The 20,913-nt window shown below is 61.6% G+C and carries 18 protein-coding genes and 3 pseudogenes; 7 read left to right on the top strand and 14 right to left on the bottom strand.

Going from position 1 to position 20,913, the window contains the following annotated elements; genetic code table 11:
* Positions 1–449: 449 nt before the first annotated feature.
* Positions 450–1,418 carry an IclR family transcriptional regulator domain-containing protein gene (locus tag BM222_RS40570; protein WP_177243645.1) on the bottom strand — a complete coding sequence of 323 codons (969 nt, stop codon included), beginning with the start codon at positions 1,416–1,418 and terminating at the stop codon, positions 450–452.
* On the opposite strand from BM222_RS40570, the gene BM222_RS34875 reads away from it, so the two are divergent.
* Together BM222_RS34875 and BM222_RS34870 are read left to right on the top strand one after the other, a co-directional pair.
* Positions 1,417–2,406, top strand: coding sequence for a Bug family tripartite tricarboxylate transporter substrate binding protein (locus BM222_RS34875; protein ID WP_092238937.1), 990 nt, complete (start codon positions 1,417–1,419; stop codon positions 2,404–2,406). The two genes, BM222_RS40570 and BM222_RS34875, sit on opposite strands and share 2 nt — an antisense overlap.
* A gap of 20 nt (positions 2,407–2,426) precedes the next feature.
* On the top strand, positions 2,427–3,305 hold the full coding sequence (locus BM222_RS34870) for an MBL fold metallo-hydrolase (protein WP_177243644.1): 879 nt from the start codon (positions 2,427–2,429) through the stop codon (positions 3,303–3,305).
* A gap of 386 nt (positions 3,306–3,691) precedes the next feature.
* On the opposite strand, the pseudogene BM222_RS34865 reads toward BM222_RS34870, so the two are convergent.
* The 5 genes and pseudogenes from BM222_RS34865 to BM222_RS34845 form a co-directional block, all read right to left on the bottom strand.
* Positions 3,692–4,034, bottom strand: a pseudogene (locus tag BM222_RS34865) (transposase); the annotation flags it as partial.
* An 88-nt stretch (positions 4,035–4,122) separates the two neighbouring features.
* Positions 4,123–4,941: an SDR family NAD(P)-dependent oxidoreductase gene (locus BM222_RS34860; protein WP_092238933.1), complete on the bottom strand. Its 819-nt coding sequence runs from the start codon at positions 4,939–4,941 to the stop codon at positions 4,123–4,125.
* Positions 4,942–5,134: 193 nt separating this feature from the next.
* Positions 5,135–5,431 carry a GNAT family N-acetyltransferase gene (locus BM222_RS43525; RefSeq protein ID WP_502690987.1) on the bottom strand — a complete coding sequence of 99 codons (297 nt, stop codon included), beginning with the start codon at positions 5,429–5,431 and terminating at the stop codon, positions 5,135–5,137.
* Positions 5,432–5,633: 202 nt separating this feature from the next.
* Positions 5,634–8,690: a GAF domain-containing protein gene (locus BM222_RS34850; protein WP_092239000.1), complete on the bottom strand. Its 3,057-nt coding sequence runs from the start codon at positions 8,688–8,690 to the stop codon at positions 5,634–5,636.
* A gap of 265 nt (positions 8,691–8,955) precedes the next feature.
* Positions 8,956–9,804: a class I SAM-dependent methyltransferase gene (locus tag BM222_RS34845; RefSeq protein ID WP_092238930.1), complete on the bottom strand. Its 849-nt coding sequence runs from the start codon at positions 9,802–9,804 to the stop codon at positions 8,956–8,958.
* A gap of 915 nt (positions 9,805–10,719) precedes the next feature.
* Between BM222_RS34845 and BM222_RS34835 the strand changes: the two genes are divergently transcribed.
* A complete protein-coding gene (locus BM222_RS34835; protein ID WP_092238927.1) occupies positions 10,720–10,902 on the top strand; it encodes a hypothetical protein in 183 nt (60 codons plus the stop codon).
* Positions 10,903–10,952: 50 nt separating this feature from the next.
* On the opposite strand, the gene BM222_RS34830 is transcribed toward BM222_RS34835, so the two are convergent.
* The gene (locus BM222_RS34830) at positions 10,953–11,198 is read right to left on the bottom strand and encodes a hypothetical protein (RefSeq protein ID WP_092238925.1); all 246 of its coding nucleotides are present in this window, start codon (positions 11,196–11,198) and stop codon (positions 10,953–10,955) included.
* Positions 11,199–11,201: 3 nt separating this feature from the next.
* A complete protein-coding gene (locus BM222_RS34825; RefSeq protein ID WP_092238923.1) occupies positions 11,202–11,402 on the bottom strand; it encodes a hypothetical protein in 201 nt (66 codons plus the stop codon).
* 326 nt (positions 11,403–11,728) lie between these two features.
* On the opposite strand from BM222_RS34825, the gene BM222_RS34820 reads away from it, so the two are divergent.
* Positions 11,729–13,687, top strand: coding sequence for an AI-2E family transporter (locus BM222_RS34820; protein WP_092238921.1), 1,959 nt, complete (start codon positions 11,729–11,731; stop codon positions 13,685–13,687).
* 118 nt (positions 13,688–13,805) lie between these two features.
* On the opposite strand, the gene BM222_RS34815 is transcribed toward BM222_RS34820, so the two are convergent.
* The 6 genes and pseudogenes from BM222_RS34815 to BM222_RS34790 form a co-directional block, all read right to left on the bottom strand.
* Positions 13,806–14,069, bottom strand: coding sequence for a GlsB/YeaQ/YmgE family stress response membrane protein (locus BM222_RS34815; protein ID WP_092238919.1), 264 nt, complete (start codon positions 14,067–14,069; stop codon positions 13,806–13,808).
* 30 nt (positions 14,070–14,099) lie between these two features.
* Positions 14,100–14,559, bottom strand: a pseudogene (locus BM222_RS42505) (YidB family protein).
* A gap of 62 nt (positions 14,560–14,621) precedes the next feature.
* Entirely contained in the window at positions 14,622–15,350 is a 729-nt protein-coding gene (locus BM222_RS34805; protein WP_092238917.1) for a hypothetical protein, read from the bottom strand.
* Positions 15,347–15,763: a phage holin family protein gene (locus tag BM222_RS34800; RefSeq protein WP_092238915.1), complete on the bottom strand. Its 417-nt coding sequence runs from the start codon at positions 15,761–15,763 to the stop codon at positions 15,347–15,349. The genes BM222_RS34805 and BM222_RS34800 overlap by 4 nt, the downstream gene beginning before the upstream one ends.
* The gene (locus BM222_RS34795; RefSeq protein ID WP_244547371.1) at positions 15,760–16,467 is read right to left on the bottom strand and encodes a hypothetical protein; all 708 of its coding nucleotides are present in this window, start codon (positions 16,465–16,467) and stop codon (positions 15,760–15,762) included. Before BM222_RS34795 ends, BM222_RS34800 begins: the two co-directional genes overlap by 4 nt.
* Complete coding sequence (locus tag BM222_RS34790; RefSeq protein WP_349509897.1) at positions 16,424–17,440, bottom strand: DUF3618 domain-containing protein; 1,017 nt, start codon at positions 17,438–17,440, stop codon at positions 16,424–16,426. The genes BM222_RS34795 and BM222_RS34790 overlap by 44 nt, the downstream gene beginning before the upstream one ends.
* A 265-nt stretch (positions 17,441–17,705) precedes the next feature.
* Between BM222_RS34790 and BM222_RS34785 the strand changes: the two genes are divergently transcribed.
* The 3 genes and pseudogenes from BM222_RS34785 to BM222_RS34775 all read left to right on the top strand — a co-directional run.
* Positions 17,706–19,100, top strand: a complete 1,395-nt coding sequence (locus BM222_RS34785) for a carbohydrate porin (protein ID WP_092238911.1) — start codon at positions 17,706–17,708, stop codon at positions 19,098–19,100.
* Between the two features lie 190 nt (positions 19,101–19,290).
* A pseudogene (locus tag BM222_RS34780) lies at positions 19,291–20,166 on the top strand (tyrosine-type recombinase/integrase).
* A gap of 12 nt (positions 20,167–20,178) precedes the next feature.
* The coding region (locus BM222_RS34775) for an IS91 family transposase (protein WP_143106148.1) at positions 20,179–20,913 on the top strand (735 nt) is incomplete at its 3' end.

Here is a 20,913-nt window from a genome sequence, read left to right as displayed (position 1 = left end):
GCCTGGGGAACGGCGGACATGGATTACCGCGCTTACATCCTTGATGATGACGGGCGCATCACCGGCGTGCATGAGCTGGATTGGGCTAATAATGACGAGGCGACGCGAGTTCGCAAAGACGCGCGCCGTTGAATACTACGGGGATGCTATTGGATGCTCAGCCAAGTCACTCCGCCGGGTTTGCATGATGGCGAGCGATTCCTCACCCAAAGCTCTGATAGAGCAACGCCTGATCTTGGAAGCGAGCGCTTGCTGGCACACACCGGCCGCACGGTTGAAGCAATTGCCGCAGAGCAGGCTTCAGCGAACCAACAAACTTCGTGAAGTTTTTCAGACGGCACGGACGATGCGACCGCTTGACTTCCGAGCAAAGTTCCCGGGCGCCCGTTCAGGCTGACACCGTCCTCACCGCTCAAGCCTTAAAGATCGTTCTGAACCAAATGCCGCCCTCAGCGCGCTCTGCGACCTCGCACCGAACTGACAATTTCCGCTGCAGCGTCCTGAAGTTCTTCGAGATGCCGGGCGGCGAAGACCTCCACCGAAAAGGCGGTCCTGAGCCAGACAATGTTGATCGAGCCCAGAACGCGCGCGCCATCGCGCAGGGGGACAGCAATTGAGATCAAGCCGTCCGCATGCGGCGGCTTGCCATACCAGCCGCCGACATGGGTGGGGTCGCGCGTTGCGTAGCCGCGTGCTCGCACTTCCGCGAGAATCGTATTCAGACGTGCGGGCTCTCGCGCCAGACGATCTTCGGCCTTGTTCGAAGTCCGCAGCATCTCGATGATCTCCTGCCGCTCCTTGGCGGGACAATAGGCCAGATAGGCTCGTCCAACACCGGTCAGCAACCAGTTCACCTGCAGACCAACCCTCTCCTCTTGCAACAGGATCGGGCTGCGCGCACGGGTGGTCTCACGGATTTCCATGTGGTCTCCTGCCGGCACCATGAGATCCGAAGGCCACGAAACGCGCCGACACAGCCGCTCGAGCACCGGAGCAGCGGCTTCCGCGATCCGATCGCGACGCTGCCGGCGAGACGGCGCGCGCGAAAGCGTGGCGCCGATGCGGTAACTCCCATCCGCAAGCCGCCGGGTGACCACGCCGGACCGTGCCAGCGTGTGAAGGATGCGGAGCAGGCTTGGCTTGGAGATACCGGTGAAGACGTAAAGCTGCTGCAGCGAGGAATCGGGCTGCATCTGCAGAGCCTGCAGGACACGAAGGCCCCGCTCCAGGCTCTTGATGATTTTCGGACCCGCCACCGCCATTCTCCATTCCACAATGTGAAATGCAGCATTCCACAACGTGGAACATACGTCGATTTTTCTGGCAAATCCAGCCAGAGCGTCCGAAGCTCGCGTGCCTGCAGGTTGCAACTTTGGAATTGGCATTGAAAAACCCAGCGTTTGATGGAGCTTTTCCATGAGACCCCACCTGTTCTTCCGCAGCGCCTCATTCTCCGTTGCGACCGTGGCCCTGCTCGCAGCCTCAGCACCACAAGTATCGGCGCAGACCTCGTTCCCAACGGGGACGGTTCGCTTCGTGGCGCCGTTCTCGGCCAGTACGCCGCCCGACATCATCAGCCGCATCGTCTCCAAGGAGCTGACCGAAGCCGAAGGCTGGCGCGTCATCGTCGAGAACCGGCCTGGCGGTGTGACCACCATCGCAGCGACCGATGTCCTGACCCAGCCGGCGGACGGTAACAGCCTCTATGCGATGTCGGTGCCGTCGGTTGCAGCACCGTCGCTGGTCCCGAACATCTCGTTTAATCTGGACAAGGATTTCGACCCGGTCATCAAGGCGACAGTCTCTTACAACGTGCTGGTGGTGAACCCCTCGGTGCCGGCCAAGACGGTCGCGGACCTGGTGGCATTGCTTAAGAGCCAGCCCGACAAGCTGACGTTCTCGTCCGGCGGCTTCGGCACGCCCGCCCACCTGATCGGCGAGCAATTCAAGCAGCGGACCGGCACGCGGGCCCAGCACGTTCCCTATGCGCAATTCCCGCAGGCGATCGGCGACCTGCTCAACGGCACCAACGCCTTCATGTTTATCACCATGTTGCCGGTCGTCGACCTGATCAAGACCGGTAAGCTGCGGGCGCTTGCGGTGACCGGACCGAAGCGTGTGCCGCTTCTTCCTGATGTGCCGACCATCGTCGAAGCCGGCTATCCTTCACTGGTGGTCGAGGACTGGACCGGCTTCGCAGTGAAGCATGGCACGCAGAAGGAAACGGTCGCACGGCTCAACGCCGCCATCAACAAGGTACGGGAGAAGCCGTCAGTGCGCGAGGCGCTGGCAAAGATCGGCGCCGAACCGGCGGGCGGCACGCCCGAGCAATTCGGCCGGCTCGTCGGCGATCAGGTTTCGCACTGGCACAAGGTCGTCGCCGACGCCGGCATCAAGGTCCAGTAACAGTGACATCAGATTTTCGAGTGACGCTCCTCGCGACGGGGACACCAATCCCCCGTCCCGATCGTTTTGGCCCGAGCACGCTGATCGAAGCGGGCAGTCACACTGTGCTGATCGATGCCGGCCGTGGCGCCGCCATGCGATTGTTTCAGCTCGGCGTTCCGATCGGCCGGATTGATGCGCTGTTGCTCACGCATTTTCATTCCGATCACACGGTCGGCATTCCTGACCTCTGGCTCACGGGCTGGCTGAGCTCATATTTCGGCAACCGCCAGCGTGCATTCAACGTGGTCGGCCCGGTCGGCACAGCCAAACTGATGCACCACCTCGAAGCGGCCTACGCCCACGACATCGAGATCCGCGTCGAGGATGAGAAGCTGGCACGCGAGCATGTCGCGATCACGGTGGACGAGTTTGCGGAGGATGGCGTCGTCTATCAGACCGGCGATCTGCGCGTCATCGCCTTCACGGTCGATCATGGCGACGCCATTAAGCCGGCCTATGGCTATCGCATTGAGTATCAGGGCCGGGTCGCGGTGATCTCCGGCGACACTCGCTACAACATGAATTTGCTGCGGTACGGCGAGGGCGCCGATCTGCTGGTGCACGAGGTTGCGATGGCTCCGCCGGAACTGCTGGGCCAAGCCGACATTCAGCGCATCATCAATCATCACACCTCGCCCCAGGAAGCCGGACGCGTGTTTGCGCAGACACGGCCGAAGCTCGCCGTATTCACGCATCTGGTTATGCTCGCCAGTGACTCCGTGACGGCACCAAGCGCTGGCGATCTGATCGCGGCGACCCGCGAGACTTATGCCGGACCGCTTGTTGTCGGCGAAGACCTGATGAGCTTCGACATCGGCGAGACCGTTATGGTCAGAAATCAAAAGTCTGGCCCCTGAGACGTCGGGTTTGACTTCAAAGGCTGCCCTCGGCAGCTTGCATGTCTTTGGTCAGCTCACCTGCCGGAAGCGGCCGTCGCACGCTCTGAGCCTAGGTCAGTCACGGCCCAATTGCCAAACGCTTTGGCGGCGCGCGGCTGATCTGGACAACAAAGCCGCGTCGTCCTGAGGCGGGCGCGGCTCCAGAGCTTCACGCGGACGGCGGTTTGATTGTTACGCCGTACTTGGAAGCAATCGCCACCAGCTTTCCGGGATCCGGCATGCCGCCACCGGTGGCGGTTTCGAACTCGGCGAACATTTGATCGAGGGCCGCAGCTCGGCGTGCAGAGGATGAGGACGCGAGTGGTCTCGTCCCCGATCTTGCGCAAAGCATGATATCCTTTGGGAAGCGCCAGGCCGTTGTCCTTGCGGAAGTCGGCGATCGTCTTGTGGTCGGGAGCAAGCCGACCCAGCAGCCACATCACCTCGACATTGCGCCCGGCCTCTCGTTCGAGCCGCCGGATCGATTGCACCCGGTTCGGATAGCCATAGGTGTAAAGCTTCAGGAGTGGTACGACGGCCGGCCGGTCTCCGCCGGCTCCACCCCTCAAAGCCCATCTCGGCCAGCTCCAGTGCATCGACAAATATGTCGATCAAGCGAACAGGATTGCTCTCGTCAATGAAATCATCGAGGCATTCGGGCAATAGCGTCCATTGCCCACGATCCGCCCCCGCAACGAAGCGCCTCATCAATTCCCCCCGCAGAATCACGAGAGAATCATACCAGCACCGCTGCGTTTCCACACGCCCAGGGTCAGTACCGGACATAATCCACGGATTATCGGCTCATGTACCGCTCTGCGAGAATAGGCTGCATAGCGCTGTTTCGAAACACTTTGATTTGCGCTTCCGTTAACTCGCCGAACAACGCAGGATCGGCAAGGGCGGGGATACAAACGATCTCTTGGCGCGATAGAGCCGATAGCGAAGCGGTCACCACGTCTTCGGCGGTCATGGCTGGGGGTAGCTTGCTAGTGTCTATGCCGTGCGCGACATGAAATTCTGTACTGACGCGACCCGGAAGGCAAGCCTGCACATTGACGCCGGTGCCGCCAAGCTCGCCTGCAAGCGCCTGGGTGAAGGCCAAAATAAACGCCTTTGCTCCAGCGTAGGTCGCGCGTGATGGGAGCGGGTCTGGCGGCAACACCGCACTGATGGCAAGGAGCGACGCTATGTTGATCACCGCACCCTTGCGCCGTCGTACCATACCCGGCAGAGCCGCTCGCGAGAGTCGCGCGACCGTGCGCACATGAATGTCGATGAGATCGTCGATCACTTCGGGATCGATTGACACGAATGGCTGATAGCCCGCAAATCCAGCGTTGTTGATCAGCAAGTTTAGCGTTTCATCACTGTCCACCAATGTCTCGACTTTCGCCAGATCTGCGGGGTCTGTCAGATCCGCGCAGACCACATCGGCCGTTATGCCGTTCCCTCGCATCAGTCGTTCTGCCAACTCGGTGAGCCGTTCCTGCCGACGAGCCACGAGAACGAGGTCGTAGCCTTCGTGCGCTAGGCGTTCTGCATACGCCACGCCGATTCCTGACGACGCACCAGTAACGAGAGCCCGGGGGCGTTCTGAGCTGAGATCGGACATTGCAATCTCCCATGGTTCTGCGAGACCCGAACGTTACGCCAAACCGGAGACCATTGGATAGGGGCCGGTATGGGTCACGAGCGGCGGTCCTCGCAACCATCGTACAAGGTACGGTCTTCCGCAAACAGCCGATATGGCGGCGGCTGCTGAGTTGTTCAGCTCAGGGCCAGGACCGGACCAAGGTAACATCACATCAATCGCTCGTTGCATGCTCGCTGCGTGGGTCCAGTGGCAGGACCATGAGGACTTGGTCGTAGTATTCGCTTCCGACTTCTAGGCCCCGCCGCTCCAACCCGTATTCTTCGAAACCGGCCGCAATATAGAGCCGGCGAGCGGCAAGGTTTGAAGCCACCACCGTCAAGCAAACTTGTTCGACGAGAGTCCGGGCGTGAGCAATAACCTGACGCACTAGGACGGCCGTCAGGCCCGTCGGCCGAACGTACATTCCCCACAGCACGCCCTTATGCCGTAGTTTCGGAGTGTCATGCATCGCCATCCAGCTACGCCGACTAGTGGCAAATTGCTAAGGCAGCCACCGAAAACGGTGGTCGCCTGCAGGCAATCGGCCCACCAAGAGGTTGGCTTTTCTGCCTCGAAGTCCCATGAGGCTCCGATGGATTCTGGATGAGCTTTGATGCTTTCAAAGCGCAGCTCGCGATAGTGCGCGCTCAACTCGAGCCTCCACTATTGCCTTATACTGCCACCATCCGCGGCAGGGTGATCGTGAACTCCGTAAATGCTCCCGGCTCCGTTACGAACGCGATCCTGCCGCCGTGTTGTTTGACGATGATGTCGTGGCTCATCGAAAGCCCCAGCCCGGTGCCTTCGCCGGGCGGCTTGGTCGTAAAGAAGGGGCTGAAGATCTTGGCTTTGGCCTCCTCCGGAATCCCGAGGCCATTGTCGCGTATCCTAATCTCTACTTCGTTTGCCAGAGCTCTCGTGGTGGCGCTCAATGCCGGCTCGAAATCATCGTCGGCAGCTTCCTTACGCTTGTGAGCCGCATAGAAGCCATTGGAGATCAGGTTGAGGAGCACCCGCGTGATCTGCTGCGGATAAAGCTCCGCTGTTCCGGCGTTCGGGTCGAGGTCGCGTTTGAGCGTGATGCCAAAATCGGATTTCTCCGCGCGGGCGCCGTGATACGCTAGGTTGAGGCTTTCCTCGACAATTGCATTGATGTCGGTCGGGCGACGTTCGCCGGCCCCCTCGCGCGAATGCAGCAACATGTTCTTGACGATGGAATCGGCGCGTTTGCCGTGCTGGACGACCTTGTCGAGGTTGCCCTTCAGCATCTGCGCAAGCTCGTCTACGTCTGCGCGGATCTTCTCATCGAGCTCCGCATTTCTGAGCAGCTCGTTGAGCTCGCCGATCAATTCTGCGGAGAGAGAAGAGAAATTGTTGACGAAATTGAGTGGATTCTTGATCTCGTGCGCAATGCCGGCAGTGAGCTGGCCGAGGGATGCGAGCTTCTCGGTCTGCACTAGGCGGTCCTGGGCGGCGCGCAATTCATCGAGGGATTTGGCTAGTTCGCGGGTGCGAGCTTGAACCTCCTCGAACAAGCGGACGTTGCCAAGCGCGATCACCGCCTGATCGGCGAAGGTTTGCAGCAAGGCGATCTGCTTCTCGCTAAACGGATTGACCTCGGCCCGACGAAGTACGATCGCACCAATGCTCTCACCTTCGCTTAGCATCGGCACGGCAAGAAGGGTCCGGCAACCATCCTGTCGTGACATCGCCTGCGCAATAGGAAAGTCGCCGCCTTCATCGGAGAGGACGTCATGCAAGTGTACCGGCACCCGGTCGGCAATTGCGAGGCCCGACACGGAAGTGCGGTCGTCGGTCCACGTCTGAGTTCCCATTCCGATCGGTCCGTGATGCGCCCGAACGACGAGATCCTCGCCCTCCTTCAGAATTACCACCGAATCATAGGCCTCGCAGAGCTCGCAGGCACTCTCAACGATGGTGCGCAACACCGGCTCAACGTCGGTCGGCGACGAGGCGATCACCTTGAGAATGTTGGCACTTCCGGTCAGATAGGTTAGAGCCTCGGAGACGTCGCGCGTCTTCGCCTGCACTTGTTCAAACAATTTGACGTTCTCGATCGCGATCACCGCTTGATCGGCGAATGTTGTTACCAGTTCGATCTGCTTGTCCTCGAAAGACCCTACGGCGAAGCGAAACAGGTTGATGACACCGAAGGCGTGCCCCTCCCGGACGAGCGGGACACCAAGCGCGGCCCGCATGCCAATGAGCTTTTGTGCTTGCGGGCGATTGAAGTCGGGATCAGCGAGTAAATCCGGGACGTGAACGGGACGGCCATCAAGAATAGTTCGGCCGAAAATCGAGCCGCGGTCTGCCTTCGTCGTGTAGGTCTGGAAGTGCTCGATCCATTCGGGTTTGCAGCCATAGGTGGCGGCAAGCCGGTAATTGCCCTTGTGTTCGTAGCGGATCGTTCCAATCTCGGCGTCGCACAGCCGACAGGCTGACGAGAGCAGGGCGTCCAGCACGGTCCTCAGATCGAACGCCGAGCGACTGATCACCTTGAGTACATCGGCGGTCGCGGTCTGCCGCTGCAAGGCCTCGCTTAACTCATGCGTCCTGAACCGAACCTGCGCGAACAGACGCGCGTTCTCGATAGCGATCACTGCTTGGTCGGCGGAGGTTTGCAGCAACTGCACGTGGTGATCCACGAACGACCCCGCTTCGAGCCGCGTCACGCTGATCAGGCCGATCGGCACATGGTCGCTCATCAACGGCGCGAGCAGCATGCTGCGGAAACCACGCGCACGAGCGATCTGCTTTTTCTGCGAGTCGGGAAGCGTCTCGATATCGCCAATCTGCACCGGTTTGCCAGCCTGTGCGAGCCTGAACGGCTCGAAGCGAGCGACGGGGGTCGGAAATCCGGCCTTCAGCACCTTATCAGCGGCCGAGCTAGTCGGCGTGAAGGCCGCAAGGTGCGCAATGTCGTCGACGAAGCGGAAAACCGCCGTCGAAAAGCCGCCGATCAGCCGCTTGGCGCTGCTCGCGATGGCGTCGAACACCGGCTGTACGTCGGACGGCGAGGAGGCAATCACCTTCAGGATGTCGGCAGTGGCGGTCTGCCGCTCCAGCGTTTCCCTGGTCTCGTTGAACAGGCGCGCATTCTCGAGCGCCATCGCTGCCTGGCCGGCAAAGCTCCGCAGCAGCACGAGCTCATCATCGGAGAACGGATCGAGCCGGTCGCGATAGACGATCAGAGCGCCGATTGGCTTGCCCTGGATGCGCAGCGGCGTGCCGCACATGGTCCGGGTGCCGGCGGCCCGGGCGTGCGGTAGGCCGGAAAACTCGGCTAGATCGGGATCGAGATCGTCGAGATCCGGCACGTGGATTTGCCGGTTTCGACCGACCACCGCGCCGGGCATGTTGCGGTCGCCCGCGTTGATGGCGGTCGGCGGCAAGCCCGCGCGGAGGAGCTCGTCGCTCGCGCTATAGCGGTAGGCCTTGCCCCATTTACCATTTTCGGCAAGGTGGATCGAGACGCTGAAGGCACCGATCAGCCGGGCGGTAGTCTCCGCTATCTGTTCCAGAGCTGAGTCGGCGTCACCGGAGGTGCTCGCAATCGTTGCCAGGATATCCGAGCTGGCCCTTTGGCATTCCCGCGATTTTGCAAGCTCGCGCTGCAGGCGTTCGACCTCGACCACGCTCGACTGGAGCTTCTGTTCTAGCTCGGCGATCCTGCGCGCAAGATCGGCGTCTTGAGACAGCTTGGCCATCGACAAATCCATATCGCGCGCCGTCGGCACCGCGCTAAATTATCTAAAAACCCAATTACTCCGCGGTCAAGCTAAGCCGGCCAGCGATATCGTTGCAGATATTGGAAGAAGCGATCGAGTACCCTTCAGTTCCGGGCCCACCACGTTCCAAGTCCGCTCCGCGTCAAACTGCAAGAACTCAGGATGAGCAACCGCCAAGCGGCAATGAGCGAGCCTCCGTCAGACGAGGCATTACGTCGCTGGTGGGCCAGAAACCGACCACGCTTCAGTTAACCCGTTGACGTGCCCGCACGATATGGGCACCAGGTCCGAGCGCGATGCCTCGCCCTAGGATTCCGTAATAATGCTGAGCTATTTCGCTGGCACCGAGATCTTCCACTACGTTAAACCCCACGCCGTGCAGCAAGTGGTGCAACTCGATCGGCTCGAAGAGGCTGAGCCAAGGCTCACCTCGCGCGGCCGCTCTTTCTGCAGTTGCAACAATGCTAGCGCGGCGCTCAGCAGGATAATTCTCAAACGGTTCGGCATAATCGAAAACGACGGCAGCTTGTGGTAACTCGGATATGAACTTCAGGGTGGACCAGACCGCATGCTTTGTCAGATATGGTACAACGCCCAGCCATTGAAAAAACGCTGGCTCGTCCACCACGAAACCGACTCTCGTTAGACCTTCTGCCAGACTATCTCGCTCAAAATCGATGGGCGCGAAGACAAGCGACGGCGGCTCGGACAGGCCTACGGCCTTTATCCGATCACGTTTCCATACTTGCATTGCAGGGTAGTCGACCTCGAAAACACGAAGGCCTAAGTCAGCATATGGATTTCGCAAGGAGAATGTGTCGAGGCCAGCACCCAGTACCACGACCTGACGTACGCCACGTGCAACGCAATTTTCTATTGTGTCTTCGGAGAACCGGCTGCGTGCGGCTATGAATAAGCGCATTGGGCGCACGGAGTCATCTCTTGCGATCTCGCTCAAGGACGCCGCCGTCTCCGCATCTAGTATTCTCAGAGCAAACTCATCCTTGAAAATTGCCCCGCGTTCCAAGGTTTGGTGAATGGCGCGGTAAGCAGCTGCCTGCCGAGCGGTTTGACTTGGTTGTCCATCACGCATGACGATTTCGCCAGTCGTTTGGTGTTAGAACGCGCCTTGTAGCATGCCGGCGGCAAAAACTCACGTTGGCTCGCCCTCCGACAGCAAACCTTGGCGTTCTGAAAAACACCTTTGCGAACAACGCTTTCGAGCACTTGAGATCGCCGCCTACAAGTCGCTGTAGCTGTAGGGGTCCCGACGTTCACTTGTCCGACGGTATAACGCGAGTCTTTGGTCAAGCCGTGTACGACCAGGACAGATTTGCCATCCGACGCAATCGCCCCGTCGATCGTCAGCCAGTTCGGCATGCCCTCCTTCAGGGCTTCTGCCCTGCGGCCGGCATGGACTCCCCGAAGCGGCGGGTGGGGAGGAGGAATGGCTCGCCGAGCGCATGGCCCGCCACATGCGGTCGAAGCCACGTGGTGGGCGCACGTGAAAGCGCGTGGTGCCCGACTTGGCGCAATTGCTCCGGGCAAACCTCGCCCCTATTGGCGGCTTCCAAAATCTTGGGTCGCGACGTGCGTGCCCGTCTCGCCAGTCGCAACGCTTCGGCAGACCTCATCGAAAACCGAAAGAGCGTCGTAGCGGCGTCAAACATACCAACCCCTCCCCGGCAACATGCTTTCTGAAATTCGATCCTTACGGGGCCGTGCGATTTCATATGAATCCCGGCAAATTGGCAACCGATACAGGCGCTGCAGCGCAAAAACGCATACGTGCTCCTCGACCCGGCGGGGACGAGAACTAACATCATTGTGGCAGCGCCCGCTTCAGGGTGGCAGGGTACTTGCGCCTAGACCGGCGTCACTCGGGGGAAAGTGACCATGCAGGAATCCTTGGAAGAACCTCTGCCCGGCCCGCGCGGATGCGCAAGCAACGTCGTGCGGCCACCGATGCCGGCCCGCGAGCGACCGCGATCCTGAAGGAAACGGGGCGATGCAGGACATGGTCGCACAGCTGGAGAAGCTGAGAACCGACTCGGCCGAGTGCAAACTAATCAGTGAACTCGCGACAGATCCGGCCAAGCGAGAGCTTTTCGCGCGGATCGCCACGCACCTCGCGGTTTTGGCGGACGAGGTCGAGCGCGCCATAGCCGGGCGACCGACAGGCACGAATTAGAGTTGGTCGGCAGAGCCTATCGGACGCAGCTCGCTGCAGCGCGGAGCAACTCAACCCTCTTTCAGAGCGTCCTTGACCTGCCGCACAAGCCAACTCTCGCCGGCAGGTCTCACTCGGACTTTCGCGCCACCGCCGACGAGTTCGTGGGACGCCATCTCGTCCTCGCTTTCGACGACCGTCAGCTCGGTTTCGGGCTTCCAGTCGAGCGTCAGGTCGAGATCGCCCGGGAAGATCTGCCACTTCGAGCCGTCATCGAGTTCCACGATGTGGCTTTGCGAGTGCGATCGGATTTTCATCGCTCAAGCGGCGCCGACATGCGGCTGCCGCGGCAAGCGCTCGGCGGAGGCGGAGCGTTGCAGCCGACCTTCCTCGCCATGACCGCACTTGGCGCATTTCAGCCTCACGTCGCGTTCCGCGTAGCCGGCTTTCGGCGCGCGCGCGGCCATCGGCCATGCGCCGCAGCTCGGGCACTTCACCAGAAGGATATCCGTTTCGATCATGTGCGGGCTCCGCGGGTGCACCCCATGTCTGACCAACGTGCTGCCGTCGGGTTGGTTTCGGGCCGAATCGCGCGCTTGAGCACCACTTCCCAGTGGATTTCTCGGGGCAGAACGAGTTGAGGTCACCTCCACCGCACGCACTTGGTCATGCGCCAGAGGCATTCAAGCAGATGCACGAGTGAGGGGCTCCCGTAGCCCTGATCCGATTGAGTATGCCCTTTGCTGACTCCTTTCCGTTCGAACGTGCGCAGGAACGTTTCCTGAGGGGCGCGGTTCGATTCCGGCATGGGAGGAGCGGCATTCCGGCTTCGCACGAACGAAAGGATATGTTTGTGGCGAATCCAAGCGAACCAGCATCGACGGGCGAAGAGAGAATTCCGTCAGCAGCGGGCCCAGGAATTGGGTCGGTTCTCTCGCTTCAGGTGGGCGTCGTCGTTATCGCGGCGCTTTACCTTGCCCGCGAAGTGCTTGTGCCAATCACCGCTGCCATCCTGCTTTCGTTCGTGCTCTCGCCGCTGGTCGACCTGCTTCGCAGATGGCGGCTCGGCCGCGTCCCATCCGTGCTCCTCGCGGTCCTCATCGCCTTCGCGATCATCGGGCTGATCGGCACCTTCGTTGGCACGCAGGTCGCGCAGCTCGCGAGCCGTGCGCCACAATATGCGACGACCATCGAAACAAAGGTCGCGAAAGTACGCGGCTTCGCCCTCGACAAGATGTCGGGGATCGCGGAGCACCTCGGCTACGTCTTCAAGAACACGAACGTACCAAGCAGCGAAGGCGCTCCGATGCCCGCGGATTCCGGCAAAAAGGCCGGCGAGAAGCCATCGGGCGCGGCTCCGGCCGGTCCGATCGGCCTGCTTGAGAAGTATCTTTCGCCGGTACTCTCGCCGTTCGCCACGCTCGGCATCGTCATTATCGTCGCAATCTTCGTACTCATGCAGAAGGAAGACCTGCGGGACCGCATGATTCGCCTGTTCGGCTCGACCGACCTGCATCGCACGACCACAGCGATGGACGATGCGGGCACGCGGCTGAGCCGATACTTTCTGGCGCAACTCGGCCTGAACTCGGCCTTTGGCGCCGTCATAGCGACTGGATTGTTCCTGATCGGCGTGCCTAACCCGCTGCTTTGGGGCATTCTCTCAGGATTGTTGCGGTTCGTGCCGTACATCGGATCGTTCATCTCGGCGGGACTGCCGATCGCCTTGGCAACGGCCGTCGATCCTGGCTGGTCGATGGCGGTGTGGACGGCGGTGCTCTACGTCGTGGTGGAGCTCGCCGTCAGCCAAGGCGTGGAGCCGATCCTGTACGGGCACAGCACCGGCCTCTCTCCGTTTGCCGTCGTCGTCTCGGCGATCTTCTGGAGCTGGCTCTGGGGATCGGTCGGACTGGTGCTGTCCATGCCCCTCACCCTCTGTCTTGTCGTGCTCGGCAGGCACGTGGACCGCCTGGAATTTCTGGACGTCCTCCTCGGCGATCGTCCGCCGCTCACTCCCGTCGAAAGCTTCTATCAGCGTATCCTCGCCGGGGATGCCGATGAGGCTCAGGATCATGCCGAGCTCCTGCTGACGGAGAGGTCGCTGTCCTCCTACTACGACGAGGTGGCGCTCAAGGGTCTTCAGCTCGCCGCGAACGATGCTGAGCGCGGCGCCGTGGGACGGCAGCAACTCGAAGGCGTCAAAAACACGATCGACGAACTGATCCGCGAGTTGGCCGTACATGAGGACCGCGATCCCGTCGCGAAGATTCAGGCCGCGGGCACGCCTATCGACCAGCGCAAAATGGCCAAAGAGCCTCCTCCTCGGCAAGTGGCCGATACACGGTGGCTCAAACCCGCGTGGCAGGGACCCGGCGCCGTGATGTGCCTCGCAGGCAAAGGTCCCTTGGACGAGTCCGCCTCCGCGATGCTGGCGCAACTGCTCGGAAAGCACGGCCTGGGGGCGACGGCAACAAGCTACCGGGCGGCGTCCCGCGGGGCGATCTCGTCGCTCGACGTGGCCGGTGTCGCGATGATCTGCGTGTCCTACCTCGATATCAGAGGCAACCCGTCCCATCTTCGGTACCTGCTCCAGAGGTTGAGGCAGCGGGCACCGGGTCTTCCAATTCTGGTTGGACTGTGGCCGGCGGACGATGAAGTTCTTCACGACGAAAAGGTACGATCGAGCGTGGGGGCGGATTTCTATGTCACCTCGCTGCGTGAGGCGGTCGATACCTGCATCGCGGAGGCAAAGAACGACAACAATAGTGTAACTCCCTTCGCGGGCCGCAACGTCACCGCCCGATGAAGACGGCCGGCCCCTAACGTCGGCTTCGCCTGAGATACGCTGCTACCGCTTCCTTACTAGTTGATCAAGCAAGGACTAGATCGTGTAGCCCAACGACCGACGGGGTTTAGATAGCCGTTTAGATAGCCCGGCGGCTTCTGCCAGCTACCAGGCCATATACGAACAACACTATGACAGCCCCGACGACGGCGCCCACTAGTCCGGCCCCTTCGCCGGGCCTATACCAGCCGAGAGCCTGGCCAAGATACGTCGCGACGAACGCCCCTACGATTCCGAGGATGGTCGTCAGGATGAAGCCCGAAGGTTCGTTGTCGCCAGGCATGATGAACTTCGCGATGACGCCTGCAACGAAGCCGATGATGATCGTCCAGATGATGCCCATATCTTTCCTCCCAAACTTGCGATGCCGTTATCACGCCGACGGAGCGGGAAGGCGTCCGTCGGGCGTATACTTGTCTACGGCTGCCGGAAGCTCGCGGGACAATCGGTCGAGAATCTCCTCCTGCGACAGGCCGGTCTGCTGCTCCAGCTTTTGCAGGACGTCCGCGACCGATGGCTTGCTTCAGTTCGGGCGGAGTGACCTCCCGGTTCGGGCCCTGATTGATCCACGATTGAGCCGCCTCGCCCTGACCGTTCTGCCTGAAGTGCTCAAGCAGCTCGCCGATGCCGCCATTGAGCAGCGAGCCGACGCCGCCACCACCGACCAATCCGCCCAAATTGCCGAGCATGCTGCTCAACGAATCCTTGCCTCCGCCTACTTGTTGGCCGGACGTAGCGTTGCGACACATCTCAGCCAACTTGTCTCGATTTTGATAACCCGCAATCGCGAGCATGCCCAAAAGAGCGGTCATCGATGGCATTCCGCGGCTCATGTTGGCTTCTTATTTTCCGACGGGACAGCAGCGCGTGAGACGGGCCGCGCCCCGGGCCCATCTTAAAATTGCTTGGCCTTTTCCTTGGCGGCCTGAGCGGCACCAGTTCCCGCCTGCTTCATGCGATCAACCGCTTCGGCACCCAAGTCGCTCGCCTCCGCTGCGATGGTATCGGCAGCTTCTCGCAGCGCCTGCGAAACGGCGCTTCCACGCCTGCTCAGATCGTCCTTCACTTGGTCGCTGACATCCCCGACGTAGTCATCTTCGATCTGGGAGGTTCGAAACGCGCCCGCGAGTGCTGCGCCTATCGCCAAGCCGATCGCGCCTATGACGAGAGGCTGCCGCTCCATGATATCGCCGAGTGAAGACTGGGCTTTCGCGATTGTGTCCGCTCCCGGTAGAGGATTGCCCATCTTGCCGAACTGTTCGCGAGCGTAAGCTACGCCTTCGTCGAAGCGGTCCCGGACGCTGTCAGCCGCGTCAGACATTTTGCCGGCTGCAGTTCCGGCGGCTGCGCGTATCGTCTCGCCCGCACCGCTTCCTTCATGATCCATTTCCGGCGCGGTGGGAGGTGCTGCGGTTCGCTGCAAGCCCGAAGCCGCAGCCCGCAGGTTGCTCGCGCCGCTGTCGGCAACGTTTGACACGGCGGGGGCGGCAGACTGGGCTGTCCCCTTCAACTTTTCGTCGCCCACCAGCAACCAGAGGGCACCGCCGCCGATCAACGCGGCCGAAAGGGGGTTCTCACGGGCTGCGGCAAGGAGACTGTCAAAAAAGCCGGATTGCGCGCTCATCGCACCATTCCCTTCACAGTGTCTTTGTCCTTTTCCAACTGTCGCATGGTCTCCTGCGGCGCCAGGCTGCGCGCGTCCAGCCGCTTCATGCCCACCGCAAACAAAGCGCCAGATATCGCAGCGGCGACGATCGCAGAGGTCAGGTAGGACAATGCGGGCGACCACCCGGCACTGATCAACGCTGACGACAAGGCGAACAGCGCCATCACGACAGCCGGAATGACAAGCACTGCGCCCCCAGCCAGAAGCCCCAACGCTCCACCGAGCTTTTGGACCTTTTCGCCGAGTTCGGCCTTCGCCAGGTCGACCTCATTCTGGAAAAGCTTCGCGACCTGAGCCATCGCGTCGCCGACAAGGGCCGAGACGTTGTGCAGGTCGCTTTTCCCCGTTTCGATATCGTGCTGGATGCTCATGACGCGCTGCCGCCCCCCGAAGATGGATTCGGTCTTTGCCCGGTCATGGTCGATCCCGTGGTGGTCTGTCCACCGATGCCGTCGCTCCCGTATGCTGTCCGCGCCCTGGATGCGTCAGATTCCCCCGTCCGCTGCGAGGCCGAAGAGCCGCCGGAGGCCTTCAGGAAACGTACAGCGGCGAACCCAGCCAAAACGGATAGGCCGAGAAATGCCGCCGGTTGCCGCTTCGCAAAATCGGTCGCACCGTCGACGAGGTCCCGGAAGCTGCCATCGCGAACCTTCGCGGCTGCTTCTTCCACATAGTCCGCGGCTGAGTTTATACCGCGTGCGGCAAATGGTACGTCGGCCTCGAATGCACCGGCAGCTTGGCGGAAGTTGCCAGCCAGGCGTTCGATGAAATCGGCACCGGTCTGTTGCTGCTCCCGTGCCCGTTCCTGGATCTGGTCGACGGTGCCGCTGGCGACATTCTTGGCTGCATCGGCGGCTTCGCCGAACTTGTCCCGAGCCATGTCCGCCGATGCCTGCAGGGCGTCCCCCGCGCGCTGCTTCATCTCGGCCCCTGCATCGCCGATCTGGTCCTTCAGACCGGTGGAGGAGCTGCTCTTGCCTTTGTTGAAGTTGGTAGGCTTGACCACATCTGAATCGCTCATGCTGTTTCTCTCAACTGCTCGATTTTGGGGAAGGGCTGAATGCTGCGTCAACAATCTCGGCGGCCGCTTCCTTGAGGTTGTCGGCTAAGTTACGGGTCATTCGGCTCGCGTGCCGCCCAAGGTCAGCGTCACTCACGCTTCTTGTCGCGGCATCGGCCGCAGACAACGTCGCATCCTTGGCTGCCTCGAAACCCGATTGAGCGGCCTCTCCTGCAGCGCGCTTCAGGCTGTCGCTCGCCGGCCCTGCCGTCCGGTCTTCGAGTTTCGTTTGCGGAAGGGCTGCGGCGATGATTGCCCCGATGGCGATACCGAGTCCTCCGATCAGCGCGGCGTTGTCGCCGATGATCTGACGCGCCTGTTCTGGAGCGGCGGAGGCCGAATCCTTGATGGAGTCCATCCCGTCCGTAATCTTGTCACCGATCGTCCCCGCGGCCTCCGCTGCTCGGGACTTGAGGTCTTGGGCCGCTGTCTTGGCCGAATCCATCGCGTCGTTAACTGCGCCAGCGGCGCGTCCTTCTGAGTCGGAGATTTTCGCCTGCGCCCCACTTCTCGCTTCCTGAACACTGTCGACAGTCTGGTCAATGACCCGACCGGCACCATCCATCATGGGCGATATCGCTCCAGCAGCCCGGTCGCGCACTGTCTTGGAGGTAAGCGCGAGGCCTGCGGCAATCATGAGAAGCGGCAGAGGCACCCCTTTGGCCAGCCGCAGCAGCGGCACAGCCACTGCGGTACCGGCAGCGACCGCGCGCATCGGGTTATCCATCGCCTGCTGTTTGAGCCCCTCGACCCAGCCTTGGGCCTTGTCGCTCACGTAGCCCGTCATTTCCGATTTAACGTGTTGAGGCGAGACCATGTGGCGCAGATCCCGTGTCGTATCTGATATTCCCTGCTTGAGACGTTCGACCGTGGCCGCCAATTCCGCCCGGTTACGCTCGGACTCCCGTCGTAGCTCCTCCACCGATCGCGTCATCTCACCCTCTTGTTTATTCTTGGATTGTGCTTCTACGACGAACTCCCCCTTCACTGGTTAGTTCCTAGGCACTTAGGCGCTCCTTCCGCCGCATCGCCGCGCGCCGACACGCCTGGTGGGTTCTCCGTCGGCTGCCGCAGAACAGACGGGGGTCTCAACGGCCGCCGCTGGTTCGAGATCCGCTCGTCAGAGGATCCCAAGCCCCAGGGTCCCCTCTCTCGAAGGAGGAGAAGCCGCGAGTGTCCCCTTGAGTTTGCCTTTGGAGCGTGTCCCAATACTCCCGACTCCAGGGAGAATCTCGGTATGCGGCTCGATCGAAATGTCCCTTAGAGGCCTGGCGCTGGCAGTCTTTCTGGCGGGTCTTCTCGAAGGCTCCCACGCATTCGCGCAGGAGGACAAGAAGACCGACGACGACAAGCCCGCCGATCCCGACACCGGCGAGAGCACTGTCGAGGAGAAGACCCTTGGTCTTCTGCCGAACCCATTCCAGAAGTACGGGATCAAGTTCGCCGCGACCTACATCGGCGAGTCGCTCGGGAACGTCTCCGGCGGACTAAAGCAGGGAGCGATATACGAAGGCCGGCTGAACTTGGCCATCGATGTGGACATGCAGAAGCTCATGGGCATCGACAAGCTCACCTTTCACGGCAACATGTTCCAGATCCACGGCGACGGGCTGTCTCGAAACTATCTCGACAATTTCTTCGTCGTCAGCGGCATCGAGGCGTTACCCTCGACACGTCTCTACGAGGCCTACTTCGAGAAGCAGTGGGGCGACAAGAAGGTCTCTTTGAAGTTTGGACAGCTTGCCGCCGACAGCGAGTTCTTCAACACGAAATACACGGACGTCTTCGCCAACGCTTCGATGGGATGGCCAGCAATCACGTCGCTCGACCTGCCGAGCGGCGGTCCGTCGCCGCCGCTGGCCGCGATGGGCACCCGGTTGCTGGTCAACATCACCGATCAGCTCTCCATCCTTGGAGGCATCTTCGACGGCAACCAGGCCGGCCCGGGACCGGGCGATCCGCAAGAACGCAACCGATATGGCGTCAGCTTCCGCATCAACGATCCGCCCCTGCTGCTGGGACAGATCCAGTACGCCTGGAACAACAAGAAAGGCGATCCCAACCTGACCGGCCAGATGAAGTTCGGCGGATGGCGTCACTTCGGGCCGTTCTCCGATCTTCAACTCGCCAGTAACGGCGTTTCGCTTGCCGCGCCCACGAGCAGCGGCACACCGCTCACGTTGGCGGGCGACGTCGGCGGATGGGCAGTTTTCGAGCAGCAGCTTTATCGGGTACCCAAGAGCGATGACCGCGGCATCGGCGTCTTCGCGCGCGTCTCCGGCGCTCCGGCCGACCGCAACCTGATCGATCTCTACGCGGATGCCGGTCTCGAATCCATAGGTCTCAGCGACAAAAGGCCGGACGACAAGTTCGGCATCGCGGCCGGCTACGCGCATGTCTCGAAGCGAGCCCAGGCGCTGGACTTTGACTATCGGGCGCTCGCCGGCCAGGCGTGGCCGGTGCGCAGCTTCGAAGGGCTTCTCACGGCGGTGTACCAGTATCAGCTCCGTGACGGTTGGACGGTCCAACCCAATTTCCAATACATCTTCCGACCAGGCGGCGGAGCCACAGACCCGGCAGGTCAGACGCCCGGTCGAGTGCTCAAGAATGCGGCGGTCTTGGGCCTACGCACGACGCTGAAATTCTAAACGAGTTCGGGATTCATGGCAGGCCGGCCAACGCTCCTCGCCCATCTTCGTACGGCGCTTACGGACACAGGACTAAACCGCTCGCGCGGTAGGCACGACGGCCGGCAGCACGGCTGAGAGGATAGCGCAATGAGGCGTCCTGCCTTGAGATGAGGGGTTCGCAACCTTCATCAAGACAGGAGCATCCCTCATGACCGATAAGGCCATAAGCCCGTTGCGCCGGCGCATGATCGAAGACATGACGATCCGGAAGTTCGCGCCCAAGACCCAACATGACTACGTGCAGCGGGTCAAGCACTTCGCAGCCTTCCTCGGACGATCGCCGGATACAGCCAGCTTCGAGGACGTACGCCGCTATCAACTCCATCTGGCGTCGAGCGGCGTCGGCGTGCCGACCATCAACCTGACCGTCTCGACGCTGCGGTTCTTCTTCAAGGTCACGCTGCGGCGCCACGAGATCGTCGAGCACACTCACGTCGTTCACGAGCCGCGCAAGCTGCCGGTGGTGTTGAGCGTGGAGGAGGTGGCGCGGCTGCTCGATGCCGCACCGGGGCTGAAGTACAAGGCGGCGCTGAGCGTGGCGTATGGTGCGGGACTACGCGCCAATGAAGTGGTCTCGCTCAAGATCTCTGATGTCGACAGCCAACGCATGATTATCCGTGTCGAGCAGGGCAAAGGCGGCAAGGACCGCAACGTCATGCTGTCGCCCAGTCTGCTCGAACTGCTGCGCACCTGATGGAAGGCTGCGCGCCCGCAGGGCCGGCTGTTCCCTGGCCGTGACCCGGCACAGCCGATGACGACGCGCCAGCTCATTCGCGCCTGTCATGCCGCGGCCCAGCTCGCCGAGATCAACAAGCGCGTGTCGCTGCATACCCTGAGGCACAGCTTCGCCACCCATCTCTTGGAGCAGAACATCGACGTGCGCGTGATCCAGGTTCTGCTCGGTCACGCCAAGCTCGATACGACTGCGCTCTATACCCGGGTCGCCACCAAGACGATCAGCGAGGTCATGAGTCCGCTGGAGCACATCGCGATCAAGCTAAAGGAGGCCCGGCCGCCGGGTTGACGCGGGGCCGGCGTGTCTCGTCCGGCTCTTGAGGTTGCGGATATTTTCCGCGACCGTGGTCCGGCGTGGCGCAAGGCCCATGCCGGCCATGTCAGCCTCGACCAGTTGAAGGTGATGTCGGCGATCGAGAACTGCCGCACGGCAGCGCTCGGTGGCCACGTCACGCGCTGCGAGGACTGCGCCTACACGTCCATCGCCTACAACTCCTGCCGCAACCGGCACTGCCCGAAGTGCCAGGGCGCTGCGGCGAAGCAGTGGCTCGCCGATCGCGAAGCCGAGCTGCTGCCGGTGCCGTATTATCACGTCGTGTTCACGCTGCCGGCTCGGATCGCCGACATCGCCAACAGGGCTACCATCTACGATCTGCTGTTCAAGGTCTCGGCCGAGACGATGCTGACGATCGCCGCAGACCCGAAGCATCTGGGCGCCAGGATCGGCATCACGTCCGTGCTGCATACCTGGGGCTCGGCCATGACCCACCACCCGCATGTGCACATGATCGTGCCGGGCGGCGGCATCTCGCCCGATGGCCAGCGCTGGGTGTCCTGCCGGCCGGGGTTCTTCCTGCCGGTGCGCGTGCTCTCACGCCTGTTCCGGCGCCTGTTCCTGGGTCGCCTTGCCGCCCTCCACCAGGCCGGGCGCCTGAGCTTCTTCGGTAACGACGCTCATCTCGCCGGAGCACAATCATTCGCCGCGTTGCTGGCAGCGTCGCGCAAGACGGAATGGGTCGTTTATGCCAAGCGTCCG

The sequence above is a fragment of the Bradyrhizobium sp. Gha genome, assembly GCF_900113735.1.
Classification (GTDB): domain Bacteria; phylum Pseudomonadota; class Alphaproteobacteria; order Rhizobiales; family Xanthobacteraceae; genus Bradyrhizobium.
Note: the sequence above shows the minus strand (reverse complement) of the source record. Positions and strands in the feature narration are given on the sequence as shown.

What these genes read in the sequence shown, in the direction of transcription:
- BM222_RS34875 (WP_092238937.1), top strand. Translation starts at nt 1,417, where the DNA reads ATGAGACCCCACCTGTTCTTCCGCAGCGCCTCATTCTCCGTTGCGACC.
- BM222_RS34785 (WP_092238911.1), top strand. Translation starts at nt 17,706, where the DNA reads ATGTCCCTTAGAGGCCTGGCGCTGGCAGTCTTTCTGGCGGGTCTTCTC.
- BM222_RS34805 (WP_092238917.1), bottom strand. Translation starts at nt 15,350, where the DNA reads ATGAGCGCGCAATCCGGCTTTTTTGACAGTCTCCTTGCCGCAGCCCGT.
- BM222_RS34820 (WP_092238921.1), top strand. Translation starts at nt 11,729, where the DNA reads ATGTTTGTGGCGAATCCAAGCGAACCAGCATCGACGGGCGAAGAGAGA.
- BM222_RS40570 (WP_177243645.1), bottom strand. Translation starts at nt 1,418, where the DNA reads ATGGAAAAGCTCCATCAAACGCTGGGTTTTTCAATGCCAATTCCAAAG.
- BM222_RS34800 (WP_092238915.1), bottom strand. Translation starts at nt 15,763, where the DNA reads ATGAGCATCCAGCACGATATCGAAACGGGGAAAAGCGACCTGCACAAC.
- BM222_RS34850 (WP_092239000.1), bottom strand. Translation starts at nt 8,690, where the DNA reads ATGGCCAAGCTGTCTCAAGACGCCGATCTTGCGCGCAGGATCGCCGAG.
- BM222_RS34815 (WP_092238919.1), bottom strand. Translation starts at nt 14,069, where the DNA reads ATGGGCATCATCTGGACGATCATCATCGGCTTCGTTGCAGGCGTCATC.
- BM222_RS43525 (WP_502690987.1), bottom strand. Translation starts at nt 5,431, where the DNA reads ATGCATGACACTCCGAAACTACGGCATAAGGGCGTGCTGTGGGGAATG.
- BM222_RS34830 (WP_092238925.1), bottom strand. Translation starts at nt 11,198, where the DNA reads ATGAAAATCCGATCGCACTCGCAAAGCCACATCGTGGAACTCGATGAC.
- BM222_RS34835 (WP_092238927.1), top strand. Translation starts at nt 10,720, where the DNA reads ATGCAGGACATGGTCGCACAGCTGGAGAAGCTGAGAACCGACTCGGCC.
- BM222_RS34860 (WP_092238933.1), bottom strand. Translation starts at nt 4,941, where the DNA reads ATGTCCGATCTCAGCTCAGAACGCCCCCGGGCTCTCGTTACTGGTGCG.
- BM222_RS34845 (WP_092238930.1), bottom strand. Translation starts at nt 9,804, where the DNA reads ATGCGTGATGGACAACCAAGTCAAACCGCTCGGCAGGCAGCTGCTTAC.
- BM222_RS34825 (WP_092238923.1), bottom strand. Translation starts at nt 11,402, where the DNA reads ATGATCGAAACGGATATCCTTCTGGTGAAGTGCCCGAGCTGCGGCGCA.